Consider the following 14654-nt stretch of genomic DNA (forward strand, 5'->3'; position numbering starts at 1 on the left):
CACGCTGGATCGCTGCGGACATCGACGGCGCTGACGGCACCGCGGTCACGTCGTGGCGAGACATCGTCAACGGGCGCCTGCTGAACGTGCTCACCGGCTCCCCGACGCTGCGCGTCGCATCCGGCGACAAGTACGTGCAGCTGGACGGGGACGACGTCCTCCAGCAGGCCGACACGTTCGCGTCAGCTCTGAAGACGCTGATCGTGCTCGCTCGGATCCCGACGGCCACAAGCCCGAACGGGTCGCTCGGCATCTACGGATCGTCCGGGTACGTGTGGCAGTACGGGTCGGGTTCCACGTTGGACGTGAACGCTGGATCCGGCGGCGGCGGCGTCACGGTGCAGGCGGGTGGTCTCGTCCGTGACGCGTGGTCCATGCTCGGCGCGGTGCAGAACGGTGCCTCGTCGATCGTCGCGAAGGACGCCACACAGGTCACGGGCACGCTCGGAACCGGGGCCTTGTCGCAGCTGGTCGTCGGCCGGCGTGTGTCGGGCGGCACGATCTACCGTTTCGACGTGGCCGAGATCATCGGCTACACCGACATCCTCACCGGCTCGCAGCTCAACGCCATCCGAGCGGCGCTGCAAGCCAACTACGCGCTGTACTGACCTCACCAAAGCACGAAATACTCACCCCCTTCCGGCTCCGGCCGGGAGGGGGTGCATCGTGGCGTCTGGGGTGCATGCGATCCTTGCCGCGTGGCTGAGTGGCACCCGATCATGACTGCGCAGGAGGTTGAGCCTGGCGTGTGGGTGCTCAGTGATCCCGCGGGGAAGCCGTACGGCAGCATTCAGATCCGCCGGACGGTGGACGGGCCGCGCTACCGCACCGAGTATCGCGGTGAGCTGATCGGGTGGGGGGCGACCCTTCGCGAGTCGTGCATGAGGCTGCATCAGATGATGCTCCGCTCGAGCACGCCGAGCTTGCCGGCGACGAGCCCGTGGCCGGATCGTGACGGCCGGAAGCTGCCTTAGAGTCGACGCACGCTGAGCAGGCGCCAACCCTCCGGCACCTTCGCTTCGAGCGCGGCCATGTCGTCGGCCTCGATCTCTTCGACGGTCGTCGCGGTGTAGGTGCCCGTGGCGGATAGCTCAGTGGTGGCTTTCGCCATGCGCACGGGGCCGGCGGCCAGCATGAAGCCCGGAGGAGTCTTCGCGACGAGCTGCTGATGTACGTCCTCGAGCGTGTGCCCGGTGACGTCGACCGTCTGGGTTTTCCGAGGTTGAACGAGTCCGGCGAGCATTCTCTCAGCCTATGCGGGGGCGTCGTGGGGATCCGCGCGAAGCGTCGTTGGTGGCCGCCGCCTACGCGTCACCAATCCCAGCGGGCCGCCGTATGAATCTCGGCGGCGAACTGTCGAGCCTCTGCGCCGAGCTTCGGGTCGATCGACTCGACCCAGTAGAAGTCGGGGCCTTCGACGTGCACGTACAGCTCGCGCTCATCCTGCCGCTTACGTGCGATGGCGCCGACGATCGCGCCCGGTGCGCCGCCGACGATCATGCCTCCGATGACGCGGGTCGCGGTCGTGCGCTTCGTGACTTGCCCGGTGGCTTCCACGGATGCGCGGATGCCGTCGAGCGACTGGCGCTCGTCGCCGCGCGTGATGTACGACGCGTACAGCGTGAAAGGCCCGAGGTCGGCAAGTCGGTTCCCGGCGCTGAGCCCTGCGGGCGCGCTCGACGGGCGAGGCGCTGAGGCGCTGAAGCGCTCAGGCTGCATTGCGCGAGCCCATGCCCCGGCGTCTTCTGGCGTGCGTGTCATGGTCTGAGGCTAGCGGAGGCGCACGACTGAATAGGTTGCCGATTAGTCTCCGAATTGGAGCAAAGACGCCTATCTAACCCGGTCAAACTCAGTGGACGTCGATCAACCTCGCGACGGGGTGTTTCGCCTAGAGAACGCTGGCATCGGGTCTAAGCCGATCCAACCCCGTCAAACTCCATCTAATGAGAGTCGCAGATGCAGAAGTTCTGCCATTGAACTACAGCCCCGGGGGTACGCGGCCAGCATAGCAAAGGGCATTGCTCGCTAGGCTGGGCCCGTGCTGCTCTCGGATCGCGACATCAAGCAGGAACTCGCCGACGGACGCATCGGGCTGGAGCCCTCCGACCCTGAGATGGTGCAGCCCTCCAGCGTCGACGTGCGTCTCGACAGGTACTTCCGGCTGTTCGACAACCACAAGTACCCCTTCATCGACCCGGCGGAGGATCAGCCCGAGCTCACCCGGTTGATCGAGGTGCGCCCCGACGAGCCCTTCATCCTGCATCCCGGTGAGTTCGCGCTCGGCGCGACCTTCGAGCGGGTCACGCTGCCCGACGACGTCGCCGCCCGCCTCGAGGGCAAGTCGTCGCTCGGCCGCCTCGGCCTGCTGACGCACTCGACGGCCGGCTTCATCGACCCCGGCTTCACGGGTCACGTGACCCTCGAGCTCTCCAATGTCGCGACCCTGCCGATCAAGCTCTGGCCCGGCATGAAGATCGGCCAGCTCTGCTTCTTCCGCCTCAGCTCGCCGGCCGAGAACGCCTACGGGTCCGGCCCCTACGGCAACCGCTACCAGGGCCAGCGCGGACCCACCGCGTCCCGCTCCTCGCGCAACTTCCACGTCACCGACGTGGGCATCACGGATGCGGGAGCCGCCGGCAGCTGACCCGGTTCAGCCCCGTGCGCGGTCGCGGCCGAGGGTGGCCGCCATGCGCGCGGCCTGCCGCAGCGTGAGCTGGGGCAGGTAGCACCGCACGAGTGCCAGACCCGTCGCCGGCAGCGCCGCCGAATCGGCCACCACGAGCCAGACGGGGGCGAAGTCGGGCTGGAACTTGCGCTTGAAGCTGTGCAGCGAGCGGAACCCGTAACCCGGCTCCAGCAGCGACCCCGCGAGATCGAGCATGCGCTGCACCGCATCCGATTCCGCTCCCGCCTCCGCCGTGTACGCGAGGGGCGCACCCGACAGGCTCAACGTCTGCAGCCCCTCCGCCTTGAGCTGCACGACCACCGCGCCGATGACGAACTCCATCACGCCGTTGAACGCCTCGTGCCGCCGACGCATCACATCCAGCACATAGCCACGGAGTCCGTCGGGACCGTACAACGGCAGCCAGCTCGTGATCGCCTCGATGCGGCCATCCTCGGCAATGGCGAGCATGAGGCGCACATCGGGATCGTCGACCTGGTCGAGGCCGCCGAGCGTGAACTCCATCTCGGGGAGCTCCTTATCGGCCAACCATGACTCCGACAGCGTGCGCAGCTGGAGATGCTGCGCGATGGACAGATCGGCCCAGCGCGTCCACACCGCCGTCACGCCCTCGCGCGCCGCCTTGTTGGTCGCCGTGCGGATGTCCTGCCGCTTCTTGCCCGCGGGGGTCCACTCCTGCGCGTCGAGCAGTGCTTCCTCGGCGATCCGCAGACGGTACCAGCCCCGCGACGCGAGCTCGGCGCTGGGCCCATCGCTCACGCTGTAGAACACCGGCCGCCATCCATTGTCTCCGCAGAATGCCGCGAACTGCTCGAACACGCGCACGTCCGCGAACGCCGGGCCGAACGGACCGCCGACCGTCACGGCGACGTTGTGGTGCACCTGATACGCGATCGCGGCGGTGCCGTCGGGGGAGAACCAGTAGGAGTTGCCGGGCCAGGTCGACATGAAGCTGAACGAGTCGCCGCCGCCCGCGCGCAGCAGCTCGCGTGCACGGATGCGGTCGTCGCGCTCGCCGACGGCGGCCGGCGCGAAGATCAGGTACGCCGTCGCGAGCACCGCCCCCGCCCAGAAGATCGCGGGCGGCAGATACCAGAAGATGCGCGCCTCGAAGGTCTCCGGCACGAACGACACCACGTCGGGCGGCAGCAGCGTCGGAGGGATGAAGCGCAGCGGCAGAGCGAGCAGGATGTCGCCCAGATCGATCACCGGGTCATGGCCTTGGCGGGTGAGCACCTGTCCCGCGGTCGCGACGAGAGCGGTGAGCACCGTCGCGGTTCCGAGCACCACGAGGTAGCGCCGCCGCGCGGCGGGGCTCGACGTCACGCGGAGGTGCCGTCGGAACACCAGCAACGCGACCGTCGTGCCGAGCGGCGCGACGGCGGCCAGCAGCGCGCCGGAGATCGTCTGCCAGACGTAGGTCTCCGCATCCGTCCCCTGGTACGCCGCGATGTCGGCGACCGTCTCGGGCTGCAGCGTGATCCACTGCACGAGGATCCAGCCGAACACCGCGGCGTTGAGAACGACCGCGATCCACAGCGCCGCCCGCCGGCCGCGGAGGATGCCCCACGCCGCGATCAGCGCGATGATCATCGGCAGCAGCGCGATCCAGCCCGCCGCCGGGAACACCTCGGCCGCCGTCGTGTACTCGGAGGGGCAGTCGACGGCGGAGCCGAACGCGCACGTCGTGCCGTCGACCACGACGACCGGGTCGATGCTGAGGAACCCGTAGAACGACAGCAGACCGGTGCCCGATCCGAACCACGTCGCGATGACGGGGCCGATGCCGCCCACGGCCACGAGCGACGCGAGCAGCACGCGGATCTCGTGGTGCGAGCTGCGCACGACGAGGGTCTTCGCCCGCCGGCCGCCGAGCAGGAAGCCCACGCCGAGTCCGACCGGAAGCGCCACGAGGATGAAGAGGCTGTCCGCATCGCCGCGGTAGAGGAAGAGCACGCACACGGCGAGAAGGGATGCGAGGCGCACCCGCCTCCGCCAGAGCGCACCGATGAAGCAGCTGGCCGCCATCGCCGTGCAGACGATCGCGGCCAGCGGGGTGAGCGTGAAGAAGAAGACGTCGTTGAGCGGGAGGAACGCGAGGAAGCGTTCCTCGAGCAGCCCCACCACGATCGAGACGGAGGTGACCAGCAAGCCGCCGGCTATGTAGGCGATCGCCGCCCGCGCCGTACCCATGACCCGTTCCGCCTGGCTCACCACGACGGCCGCGAGAACGAGTGTCGTCAGCAGCTCCGGCACGGAGCCCGTGACGAACATCGGGGTGATCGCCGACCACCAGCGGAAGTCGTCGAACGAGTCGTTCCACGGCGGCAGCAGCCCGGTATCGGCATCCGGCGGTGAGGTGATGACGATCTGCGCGATGCTCGTCACCAGCATCACGAGAAGCAGCACGGTCGTGAACGGATGCCGCCGCAGCCACGCGGCCACCATCGCCGCGATGCCCCGCATCCTGCTCAGAGGCGATTCCGAGACGGATGCGGGTGGAGCCGTGGACATGGCGTCATTGTCGCAGGGCGACCTTTCGACCCTCTGCGCGCCACAGTGCCGGGCAGCACCCTAACCTGGATCGAGAACGCGACCACGGGGCCGGGAGACGACACGATGACTGTGCAGGAAGTGATCTCGGAGTACGACGTGCTGGGAAGCCCTCCCGACGCGCTGCGCTCGGTGGTCGAGCTCGCCGCGTTCGTCGCCGAGGTCCCGATGGCGACGATCAACATCATCACCGACGACGCGCAGCACCAGCTCGCCGCCGTCGGGTTCGACGCGGACATCTGCCGCCGCGAGGACTCGATGTGCGCGCTCAATCTGCACCTCGGCCAACCCGTCGCCGTCCAGGATGCGAGCGAGGATCCGCGCTACCGCTCGAACCCGTTCGTCACGGGCGATCTCGGGGCCGTCCGCTTCTATGCCAACCATCCGCTCGTGCTCGCGGGCGAAACCATCGGCACGCTGTGCGTCTTCGATACCGTGCCGCGCGAGATCGACGAGCACCGCACAGCACTGCTGGCCGTTCTCGCCGCGCGGATCGTCGACATCCTCGAGCTCGAGCGCCGCACGCGCTACTTGCATACCGTGCTCCAGCGCGCGGATGAGCTGAGCGACGAGTTGCGTCGCTCGAACGATCACCTCTCGGCCTTCGCCGGGCAGATCAGTCACGACCTGGCAGGGCCCCTCACCTCCGTCACGATGTCCTTGCACCTGCTGCAGGAGCAGTTCGAGGAGGAGCTGAAGGTTCCTCCGTCCGTGGAGAACTGGGTCGCCACCGGTATCCGCGGCACGTCTCGGATGCAGGAGATGATCCGCGACATCCTCGCCTTCGCACGCCTCGGCGGAGTGCTGAACCTCGCCCCCACCGACCTCGGTGCGCTCGCGCACGACGTGCGCGCCGACCTGGGTATCACCGCCGACGACCCCCGCATCACGATCGGTGACCTTCCCGTCGTGGCGGGCGATGCCACCCAGCTGCGCGCGGTGCTGCAGAACCTCGTCTCCAACGCGCTGAAGTTCGGCGGGCCTGATCCTCGGGTCGATCTGCGAGCGCAGCGCACAGAGGAGGGATGGCGCATCGAGGTCGGCGATCTCGGCCCGGGCATCGACCCCGACGACGTCGAGCGCGTCTTCGATCCGCTCGTGCGCGCGAACACGGAGGTCGAGGGCACCGGCATCGGCCTGTCCACCTGCCGTCGCATCGTGCAGGCTCATGGCGGCACGATCGGCATCCGGCCGCGGGAGGGCGGCGGCACCACCGCGTGGTTCCAGTTGCCCGCATCCCGCGACTGACGCGGCCATTACCTCGCGGCGCCGCGCAGCACAAGAGGCGAGGGGGCCTCTCGCGCGACCTGACTACGGTGAGGTGGTGAGCACCGCACCCGAATCGGCCACCCCGCCCGCATCCGCGCCCACGCGAGGAATCGCTCGGTGGGTCTTCTGGCCCGCCGCATCCGTCGTCTTGATCGCCGCGGCATTCGCGATCATCTTCCCGAGTGCGGCGGAGGTGTTCTTCGGCACCATCCAGACCGGCATCGTGAACACCTTCAACTGGTACTACGTCCTGATCGCGGCGTTCTTCGTGGCCTTCGCCCTGTTCATGGGCTTCAGTCGCTTCGGCGACATCAAGCTGGGCAAGGACACCGACGAGCCCGAGTTCTCGCTCGGCGCCTGGTTCTCGCTGCTGTTCGCGGCCGGGATGGGCATCGGTCTCGTGTTCTACGGGGTGAGCGAGCCGCTCAGCCACTATGTCGATCCCCGCCCCGGTGTCACCGGAACGCCGGAGCAGCTCGCGCAGGGCGCGCTCACCCAGACCTACCTGCACTGGGGTGTGCAGGCCTGGGCGATCTACGTCGTCGTCGGACTCGCTCTGGCGTATGCGATCCACCGACGCGGGCGCCCCATCTCCATCCGCTGGGCGCTGGAACCCCTGCTCGGGCGTCGCGTGCGCGGCGGGTGGGGCAACGCCATCGACGCGATCGCGTTGTGCGGCACGATCTTCGGCGTCGCGACCTCGCTCGGTCTCGGTGTGCTGCAGATCGGCTCGGGGTTGCAGGCGACCGGTCTGCCCGAACCCGACACCCTCATGAACGTGCTGATCATCGCGGTCATCACCGTCTTCGTGCTCTTCTCGGTTCTCTCCGGCGTCACCAAGGGCATGAAGTGGCTCTCGAGCGCCAACCTCATCCTCGCCGGGGTGCTGCTCGTCTTCGTGCTCGTCGTGGGTCAGACCGAGTACCTGCTGCGCGAATGGGTGCAGTCGATCGGGGCCTACCTGCAGAACTACATCGGCCTCAGCTTCACCGTCAGCGCATTCCAGGGCTCCGCCGGCGAGGCGTGGCAGGCGTCCTGGACCTCGTTCTACTGGGGCTGGTGGATCGCCTGGGCGCCGTTCGTCGGGGTCTTCATCGCGCGTGTCAGCCGCGGTCGCACGGTACGTCAGTTCGTGATGGGCGTGCTCCTGGTGCCCACGCTCGTCGGCATCCTGTGGTTCGCCGTACTCGGCGGGTCGGGCCTGTACCAGGAGCTGCACAACCCCGGTTCGATGCTCACCGACGGCGGAGTCGATCTGCAGGGCGCCTTGTTCCGCCTGTTCGAGTTCCTTCCCGGCACTCCCGTGCTGACGATCGGCGCGATCGTGCTGATCACCATCTTCTTCGTCACCTCCGCCGACTCCGGGGCCCTCGTCATGTCGATCCTCGCCACCGGCGGCAACCCCGAGCCCAAGCGGTGGGTGCGCGTGTTCTTCACCCTCGCCACCGCGGTGCTCGCCATCGCGTTGCTGATCGCCGGCGGCCTCACGGCCCTCCAGTCCGCCGCCATCCTCATCGCGCTGCCGTTCAGCGTCGTGATGCTGCTCATGTGCTGGGCCACGATCGTCGCCTTCCAGCGCGAGAGGCGCGTGTACGACCGGGTGCAGCGTGCGCAGCTCCTCGAGCAGATCGGCGACCACTACGGGCTGGAGGTCGAGCAGGAGAACGAGGGCGGCCTGCGGATGCCCGCGTGGATGCGGCGCCCCCGCATTAACGTGAAGGAGTGACACAGCTCTCGTACCGCTCCGCCCGTCTCACGGACGTTCCCGCCGAGACCCTGTACCGGCTGATGTGGCTGCGCGTCACGGTGTTCGTGGTCGAGCAGGCCGCTGCGTACCCCGAGCTCGACGGACGCGACCTCGAGCCGGATGCGGAGCTGTTCTGGGCCGAGCAGGAGGGGGAGGTCGTCGCGACCCTCCGCCTGCTGCACGATGACGACACGGATCACGCACGCATCGGACGCGTCGCGACGGCCGAGGCCGCGCGGGGGCGGGGCGTTGCTGCCGGGCTCATGACGCGCGCCGTGCTGCGCGCGGGGGAGCGCTGGCCCGGTGCGGCGATCGTCCTCGACGCGCAGGAGCACCTCGCGCCGTGGTACGCGCGCTTCGGGTTCGTCGTCGACGGTGAGCGCTTCCACGAGGACGGCATTCCTCACGTGCCGATGCGGCGGATCGCCGACTGAGCGGGAATGCGCCGCATCCGTCGGCGTTGTCCTTCACCATGACACGCGTCGGAATCATCGGAGCAGGACACATCGGATCGGCCCTCGCGAAGGGTCTCGTCGACCGGGGATACGAGGTGGCGATCGCCAACTCCCGCGGGCCGGAGACGCTGGCAGACCTCGTGGCGGAGCTCGGCCCGAACGCCCACGCCGCCACGGCAGCGGATGCGGCAGCCTTCGGTGAGTGGGCGATCGTCACGGTGCCGCTGAAGGCCATCGACCAGGTGCCGGTCGCGGAGCTCGCGGGCAAGATCGTCGTCGACACGAACAACTACTACTGGGAGCGGGACGGCCGCATCCAGGCGCTCGAGGACAAGCAGACCACGACGAGCCAGATGCTGCAGGAGCGTCTGCCCGGATCCACCGTTGTGAAGGGCTTCAACCACATCATGGCCGCCCAGATCAACACCGACGGCACCGCCGCGGGCACCGAGAACCGCCGGGCGCTGGCGACGGCGGCCGACACGGACGAGGGCCTCGCGTTCATCACGGCCCTCTACGACGAGTTCGGTTACGACACGGTCACCGTCGGTCCGCTGGCCGAGAGCTGGCGCGTCGAGCGCGACCAGCCCGCCTACGTCGTGCGCCAGAACGCCGACCAGCTGCGCGCCAACCTGGCCCGCGCCACGCGCTGACCCGCATCCCGCATCGGGCCGAGACGCGGCCACGCCGCATCCGCTCATCGCCCTACTAGCCGCGAGACTGCACTTTCAGCACGAGATCACGGGTAAACACAGTGATCTCGTGCGAAAGATGCAGTCTCGCGGTCCGGGGAGGGGGGAGGAGGGCCGGTCACGCGGAGGAGGCGGTGAGGCGGCGGGATGCGGCGCGCACCGGGATGAGCATCGCGAGGCCGATGGCCAGCACCAGCACGATGCCGAGGATGCCCCAGTACTGTGCGCCGCCGATGACCACGAACAGTCCGAACGCGCTGGGTGCCAGGAACACCGCGGCGCGGCCGGTCGTGGCGTAGAGGCCGAAGACCTCGCCCTCGCGTCCGGGCGGGATGAGTCGGGCGAGGAAGGTGCGGGATGCGGACTGCGCCGGCCCGACGAATAGGCACAGGATCAGGCCGAACACCCAGAACATGCCCGCGCCGCCGGCGTGGAAGATGAAGATGCACGAGCCGCTGACGATGAGTCCGATGAGCGCGACGAGGATCAGCGGCTTCGGGCCGAAGCGGTCGTCGAGGGGGCCGGAGGCGATGGTCGCGAGGCCGGCGACGACGTTCGCCGCGATGGCGAAGATGATGACCTCGCCGGGGCTGAAGCCGAAGGTGCCCGCCGCCAGCACGCCGCCGTAGGTGAAGACGCCCGTTAGACCGTCGCGGAAGACCGCGCTGGAGAACAGGAAGTACACCGTGTGGCGGCTCTCCCGCCACAGCTTCGCGATGTTGCGGAACAGCAGCCCGTACGACGCGAAGAACCCGACGCGTTCTGTCGCGATCGGACGCAGGAGCGTGTTCTCCGGCACGGCGATCAGCACGGGGATCGCGGACAGACCGAACCACACCGCGGCGACGATCATCGAGACGCGCACGGCCCAGCCGTTCTCGCTCGTCACGCCGAACAGCCCGACCTCCGGGTTGATGAAGCCGAAGTAGACGATGAGCAGCAGCACGATGCCACCGAGGTAGCCCATGCCCCAGCCGAAGCCCGACACCTTGCCGACGGTGTTCGGCGTCGAGACCTGGGCGAGCATCGCGTTGTAGTTGACGGACGCGAGTTCGAAGAACACCGTGCCGACCGCGAGCAGCACCAGGCCCAGCCAGAGATATGCCGGGTCGGGCGCGACGAGCGACATGAGAGCGAGCATCAGCACGACCACGGCCGTGTTGATGGCGAGCCAGCGCTTGCGGTGCGCCGATACGTCGGAGCGCTGACCGGTGACCGGCGCCGTGAGCAGCACGACGATGCCGGCCGCGGCGAGGGCGAACGACATGGCCGCCGAGGTGCCTGCCGTGCTCCCGAATGAGCTGCTGGTCAGGTAGACCGTGAACACGAAGGTCGTGGCGACCGCGTTGAAGGCCGCCGATCCCCAGTCCCACAGTCCCCAGGCGATCACCGGTCCGCGCCGCGTGCGCTCTGGGGCGGGCGTGCCGGCGACGGAGGCCGCCGCAGCTTCCGCGGGGGCGGGGACAGGCGAGTCGGACATGTCGGGCACGGTAGGACCTCTCGGTGAACAGCCGGTGCCGCGGATGCGCCGGCCCGCATCGTCGCGGTGCGCTCAGCGTAACGGCTGACGGCCGCCGCCCCGGCGAACAAAGTTGAGCGCATTCATATCAAGTTCACTTGACGCTCAGGTTCGATGTGTCTATCCTTGAGTCATCGCGGCTCAACCTGAGTCGGCGAGCAGATTTCACACACATCGGGCCGTCGCATCCGCGAGGGTCCTTGCAAAGGGAGAGGGAAACACATGCCCCGTGCAGTAGGTATCGACCTCGGTACGACGAACTCCGTCGTCAGCGTCCTCGAGGGCGGCGAGCCGAAGGTCATCGCGAACGCCGAAGGCTTCCGCACCACCCCGTCCGTCGTCGCCTTCACCAAGGACGGCGAGGTTCTGGTGGGTGAGACCGCCAAGCGTCAGGCCGTCACGAACGTCGACCGTACGCTCACCTCGGTCAAGCGCCACATGGGCACCGACTGGAAGACGCAGGCGATCGACGGCAAGCAGTACACGCCGCAGGAGATCTCGGCCCGCATCCTCCAGAAGCTCAAGCGCGACGCCGAGCAGTACCTCGGTGACAGCGTCACGGATGCGGTCATCACCGTCCCGGCGTACTTCAACGACGCCGAGCGTCAGGCCACGAAGGAGGCCGGCGAGATCGCGGGCCTGAACGTCCTGCGCATCATCAACGAGCCGACCGCTGCGGCTCTGGCCTACGGTCTCGACCGCGGCAAGGAGGACGAGCTCATCCTCGTCTTCGACCTCGGTGGCGGAACCTTCGACGTCTCCCTCCTCGAGGTGGGCAAGGACGACGACTTCTCCACCATCCAGGTGCGCTCCACCGCCGGTGACAACCGCCTCGGTGGTGACGACTGGGACCAGCGCGTCGTCGACTACCTCATCACGCAGTTCCGCCAGACCACCGGTGTCGACGTCTCGGGCGACAAGATCGCGCTGCAGCGCCTCAAGGAGGCCGCTGAGCAGGCGAAGAAGGAGCTGTCGAGCTCGACCTCGACCTCGATCAACCTCCCCTACCTGTCGCTGACCGACTCGGGCCCCGTGTCGCTGAGCGAGACCCTTTCGCGTGCCAAGTTCGAGGACCTCACCAAGGACCTCCTCGACCGCACGAAGAAGCCCTTCGACGACGTCATCCGCGAGGCCGGCATCAAGGTCGACGACATCGACCACGTCGTGCTGGTCGGTGGTTCGACCCGCATGCCGCAGGTGACCGAGCTCGTCAAGAAGCTCACCGGTGGCAAGGAGCCCAACAAGGGCGTCAACCCGGACGAGGTCGTCGCCGTCGGCGCCGCCCTGCAGGCCGGTGTGCTGAAGGGTGAGCGCAAGGACGTGCTGCTCATCGACGTCACCCCCCTGAGCCTCGGCATCGAGACCAAGGGCGGCATCATGACCAAGCTCATCGAGCGCAACACGGCCATCCCGACCAAGCGCAGCGAGACCTTCACGACCGCCGACGACAACCAGCCGTCGGTCGCGATCCAGGTCTTCCAGGGCGAGCGCGAGTTCACCCGCGACAACAAGCCGCTCGGTACATTCGAGCTGACCGGCATCGCTCCCGCCCCCCGCGGCATCCCGCAGGTCGAGGTCACCTTCGACATCGACGCGAACGGAATCGTCCACGTCTCGGCGAAGGACAAGGGCACCGGCAAGGAGCAGTCGATGACCATCACGGGCGGCTCGTCGCTTCCCAAGGAGGACATCGAGCGCATGGTGCGCGAGGCCGAGGAGCACGCCGCCGAGGACAAGAAGCGGCGCGAGTCGGCTGAGACCCGCAACCAGGCCGAGACCCTCTCGTACTCCGTCGACAAGCTGATCTCCGAGAACGCCGACAAGCTGCCCGCCGAGGTCAAGGACTCCGTGCAGGCCGACGTCGACGCGCTGAAGGCAGCGCTCGCCGGTGAGGACGACGACGCGGTCAAGACCGCGTTCGACAAGCTCAACCAGAGCCAGAGCCAGCTGGGCGAGGCCCTGTACCAGGCCGCCCAGGCCGAGGGCCAGCCCGCAGACCCGTCCGCCACCGACCCGGGCAGCGGCACCACGCCGAACCCCGAGGAGGACGTCATCGACGCCGAGGTCGTCGACGACGAGGACGAGAAGAAGTAAGAGATACGACCATGACGGACAAGAACTTCGCACAGCCGGACGACGGCGACGAGGTTCGGCCCGGCGAGGAGGGGTCGGAGGCACACGCCTCCGACCCCGCTTCGCAGGAGCCGGAGCTGACGGTCGACGACATCCTGGGTGCCGAGCAGAACGCGGATGCGGCCGCGGAGGACCCCGACCTGCTGGGAGATCTCAAGCGCCTGCAGGCGGAGTACGCCAACTATCGGCGCCGCACGGAGGAGCAGCGGGAGGTGGAGATCGAGCGCGCGAAGGGCTCGGTGGCCAAGAACCTGCTGCCTGTGCTCGACGATCTCGACCGCGCGGCCAAGCACGGCGACCTCGCCGAGGGCACCCCGTTCGCGGCGATCGCCGAGAAGCTGCGCGGCGTGGCCGAGCGCATGGGTCTGGTCACCTACGGTGCGGCCGGCGAGGCGTTCGACCCGCAGCAGCACGAGGCGATCTTCCAGCAGCCGACACCCGGTCAGACCGAGGCGACGATCCTCGAGGTGGTCGAGGTCGGTTACCGACTCGGCTCCGTCGAGCTGCGCCCCGCGAAGGTCGTGGTCGCCGTGCCGGCGGACTAGGAGGAGAACGTGGCCAGTCAAGACTGGTTCGACAAGGACTTCTACGCGGTGCTCGGCGTCGCGAAGGACGTCTCCGATGCCGACCTGAAGAAGACGTACCGCAAGCTCGCCCGGCAGTACCATCCGGATTCGAACCCCGGGGATGCGGCGGCCGAGGCGCGCTTCAAGGAGATCAGCGAGGCGTACTCGGTGCTCAGCGACAAGGAGCAGCGCGAGGAGTACGACCAGATGCGCGCCATGGGCTCCGGCGCCCGCTTCACCGCGGGCGGCGCGGGTGCGGGCGGCTTCGAGGACGTGTTCTCGCGCTTCGGCCAGGGCCGCGGCGGCAGCCAGTTCGATGCGGGCGGCTTCGAGGACTTCTTCACGATGTTCGACCGCGGCGGATCGAGCTCGTTCGGGTCGGGCCGCTTCGGTCAGACCTCGGGCGGCTACCGCGGCTTCGGCGGACCCACCAAGGGGTCCGACGTCACGGCGCGCACCACGCTCGATTTCGCCACAGCCGTGGGCGGCGAGACCATCACGCTCCAGGGCGAGGACGGCAAGCCGTTCAAGGTGAAGATCCCCGCCGGCGTCGCGGACGGGCAGAAGATCCGACTCCGCGGCCGCGGGCGCCCCTCGCCCGACGGCGGCGAGGCCGGCGACATCGTCGTGCAGGTCTCGGTGCGTCCGCATCCGGTCTTCACGCGTGACGGGCTCAACCTTCGCCTGACCGTGCCGATCACCTTCACCGAGGCCGTGCTCGGCGCGACGATCGAGGTCCCCACCCTGGGCGGCGACCCGGTGCGCCTGCGCGTGGCTCCCGGCACGCCGTCCGGCCGGGTCCTGCGGGTCAAGGGGCGCGGCGTGCACACCCAGAAGGGCACAGGCGATCTGCTCGCCGAGGTGCAGGTGGCGGTTCCCGCCCACCTCGACGATGCGGCCAAGGAAGCGCTCGAACGCTTCCAGGAGCTCGAGCCCAAGGAGAACCCGCGCGCTGAGTTGATGGCCAAGGCGCGCAATTGACGAACGATTCGCGGGTGCCGCATCCGAACCCGGATGCGGCACCCGCGGATGAC

At 68.5% G+C, this 14654-nt stretch carries 13 protein-coding genes; 9 read left to right on the forward strand and 4 right to left on the reverse strand.

All coding sequences use genetic code 11. The features are described from left to right. Window positions 1-608, forward strand: a 608-nt coding sequence (locus SK224_RS11125; protein WP_320434756.1) for a hypothetical protein, incomplete at its 5' end; no start/stop codon positions are given. Window positions 609-970: 362 nt separating this feature from the next. Here the strand turns inward: SK224_RS11125 and SK224_RS11130 are convergent. Both SK224_RS11130 and SK224_RS11135 read right to left on the reverse strand, forming a co-directional pair. After that, complete coding sequence (locus SK224_RS11130) at window positions 971-1243, reverse strand: hypothetical protein (protein ID WP_320434757.1); 273 nt, start codon at window positions 1241-1243, stop codon at window positions 971-973. Window positions 1244-1311: 68 nt separating this feature from the next. Then, complete coding sequence (locus SK224_RS11135; RefSeq protein WP_320434758.1) at window positions 1312-1761, reverse strand: hypothetical protein; 450 nt, start codon at window positions 1759-1761, stop codon at window positions 1312-1314. Between the two features lie 277 nt (window positions 1762-2038). Between SK224_RS11135 and dcd the strand changes: the two genes are divergently transcribed. Beyond that, window positions 2039-2644, forward strand: coding sequence for a dCTP deaminase (gene dcd / locus SK224_RS11140; protein WP_234073992.1), 606 nt, complete (start codon window positions 2039-2041; stop codon window positions 2642-2644). A gap of 6 nt (window positions 2645-2650) precedes the next feature. Here dcd and SK224_RS11145 read toward each other — a convergent pair whose 3' ends face one another. Beyond that, window positions 2651-5200, reverse strand: coding sequence for a rhomboid family intramembrane serine protease (locus tag SK224_RS11145; protein WP_320434759.1), 2550 nt, complete (start codon window positions 5198-5200; stop codon window positions 2651-2653). 105 nt (window positions 5201-5305) lie between these two features. Here SK224_RS11145 and SK224_RS11150 point away from each other — a divergent pair, with 105 nt between their 5' ends. The 4 genes from SK224_RS11150 to SK224_RS11165 all read left to right on the forward strand — a co-directional run bounded on the left by SK224_RS11150 (window position 5306) and on the right by SK224_RS11165 (window position 9363). Beyond that, window positions 5306-6487, forward strand: coding sequence for a sensor histidine kinase (locus SK224_RS11150; protein WP_320434760.1), 1182 nt, complete (start codon window positions 5306-5308; stop codon window positions 6485-6487). A 73-nt stretch (window positions 6488-6560) separates the two neighbouring features. Then, window positions 6561-8234: a BCCT family transporter gene (locus SK224_RS11155; protein ID WP_320434761.1), complete on the forward strand. Its 1674-nt coding sequence runs from the start codon at window positions 6561-6563 to the stop codon at window positions 8232-8234. Continuing rightward, on the forward strand, window positions 8231-8689 hold the full coding sequence (locus tag SK224_RS11160) for a GNAT family N-acetyltransferase (RefSeq protein ID WP_320434762.1): 459 nt from the start codon (window positions 8231-8233) through the stop codon (window positions 8687-8689). Before SK224_RS11155 ends, SK224_RS11160 begins: the two co-directional genes overlap by 4 nt. A 38-nt stretch (window positions 8690-8727) precedes the next feature. After that, window positions 8728-9363, forward strand: coding sequence for an NADPH-dependent F420 reductase (locus SK224_RS11165; RefSeq protein WP_320434763.1), 636 nt, complete (start codon window positions 8728-8730; stop codon window positions 9361-9363). A gap of 157 nt (window positions 9364-9520) precedes the next feature. Here SK224_RS11165 and SK224_RS11170 read toward each other — a convergent pair whose 3' ends face one another. Continuing rightward, entirely contained in the window at window positions 9521-10882 is a 1362-nt protein-coding gene (locus tag SK224_RS11170; RefSeq protein ID WP_320434764.1) for an MFS transporter, read from the reverse strand. Window positions 10883-11143: 261 nt separating this feature from the next. Between SK224_RS11170 and dnaK the strand changes: the two genes are divergently transcribed. Genes dnaK through SK224_RS11185 form a run of 3 tightly spaced genes read left to right on the forward strand, consistent with a single transcriptional unit; the run spans window position 11144 to window position 14601 of the window. After that, entirely contained in the window at window positions 11144-13015 is a 1872-nt protein-coding gene (gene dnaK / locus SK224_RS11175) for a molecular chaperone DnaK (protein ID WP_309733928.1), read from the forward strand. An 11-nt stretch (window positions 13016-13026) separates the two neighbouring features. Continuing rightward, window positions 13027-13599 carry a nucleotide exchange factor GrpE gene (locus SK224_RS11180; RefSeq protein WP_320434765.1) on the forward strand — a complete coding sequence of 191 codons (573 nt, stop codon included), beginning with the start codon at window positions 13027-13029 and terminating at the stop codon, window positions 13597-13599. Between the two features lie 9 nt (window positions 13600-13608). After that, a complete protein-coding gene (locus SK224_RS11185) occupies window positions 13609-14601 on the forward strand; it encodes a DnaJ C-terminal domain-containing protein (RefSeq protein ID WP_320434766.1) in 993 nt (330 codons plus the stop codon). Window positions 14602-14654 lie beyond the last annotated feature (53 nt).

Origin of the sequence: Microbacterium sp. BG28 (genome assembly GCF_034044005.1) — a bacterium.
In the GTDB taxonomy this organism is placed as follows: domain Bacteria; phylum Actinomycetota; class Actinomycetes; order Actinomycetales; family Microbacteriaceae; genus Microbacterium.

Coding starts and splice junctions, on each gene's coding strand:
- SK224_RS11145 (WP_320434759.1), bottom strand. CDS start 5,200: ATGTCCACGGCTCCACCCGCATCCGTCTCGGAATCGCCTCTGAGCAGG.
- SK224_RS11180 (WP_320434765.1), top strand. CDS start 13,027: ATGACGGACAAGAACTTCGCACAGCCGGACGACGGCGACGAGGTTCGG.
- SK224_RS11130 (WP_320434757.1), bottom strand. CDS start 1,243: ATGCTCGCCGGACTCGTTCAACCTCGGAAAACCCAGACGGTCGACGTC.
- dnaK (WP_309733928.1), top strand. CDS start 11,144: ATGCCCCGTGCAGTAGGTATCGACCTCGGTACGACGAACTCCGTCGTC.
- SK224_RS11165 (WP_320434763.1), top strand. CDS start 8,728: ATGACACGCGTCGGAATCATCGGAGCAGGACACATCGGATCGGCCCTC.
- SK224_RS11135 (WP_320434758.1), bottom strand. CDS start 1,761: ATGACACGCACGCCAGAAGACGCCGGGGCATGGGCTCGCGCAATGCAG.
- SK224_RS11170 (WP_320434764.1), bottom strand. CDS start 10,882: ATGTCCGACTCGCCTGTCCCCGCCCCCGCGGAAGCTGCGGCGGCCTCC.
- SK224_RS11150 (WP_320434760.1), top strand. CDS start 5,306: ATGACTGTGCAGGAAGTGATCTCGGAGTACGACGTGCTGGGAAGCCCT.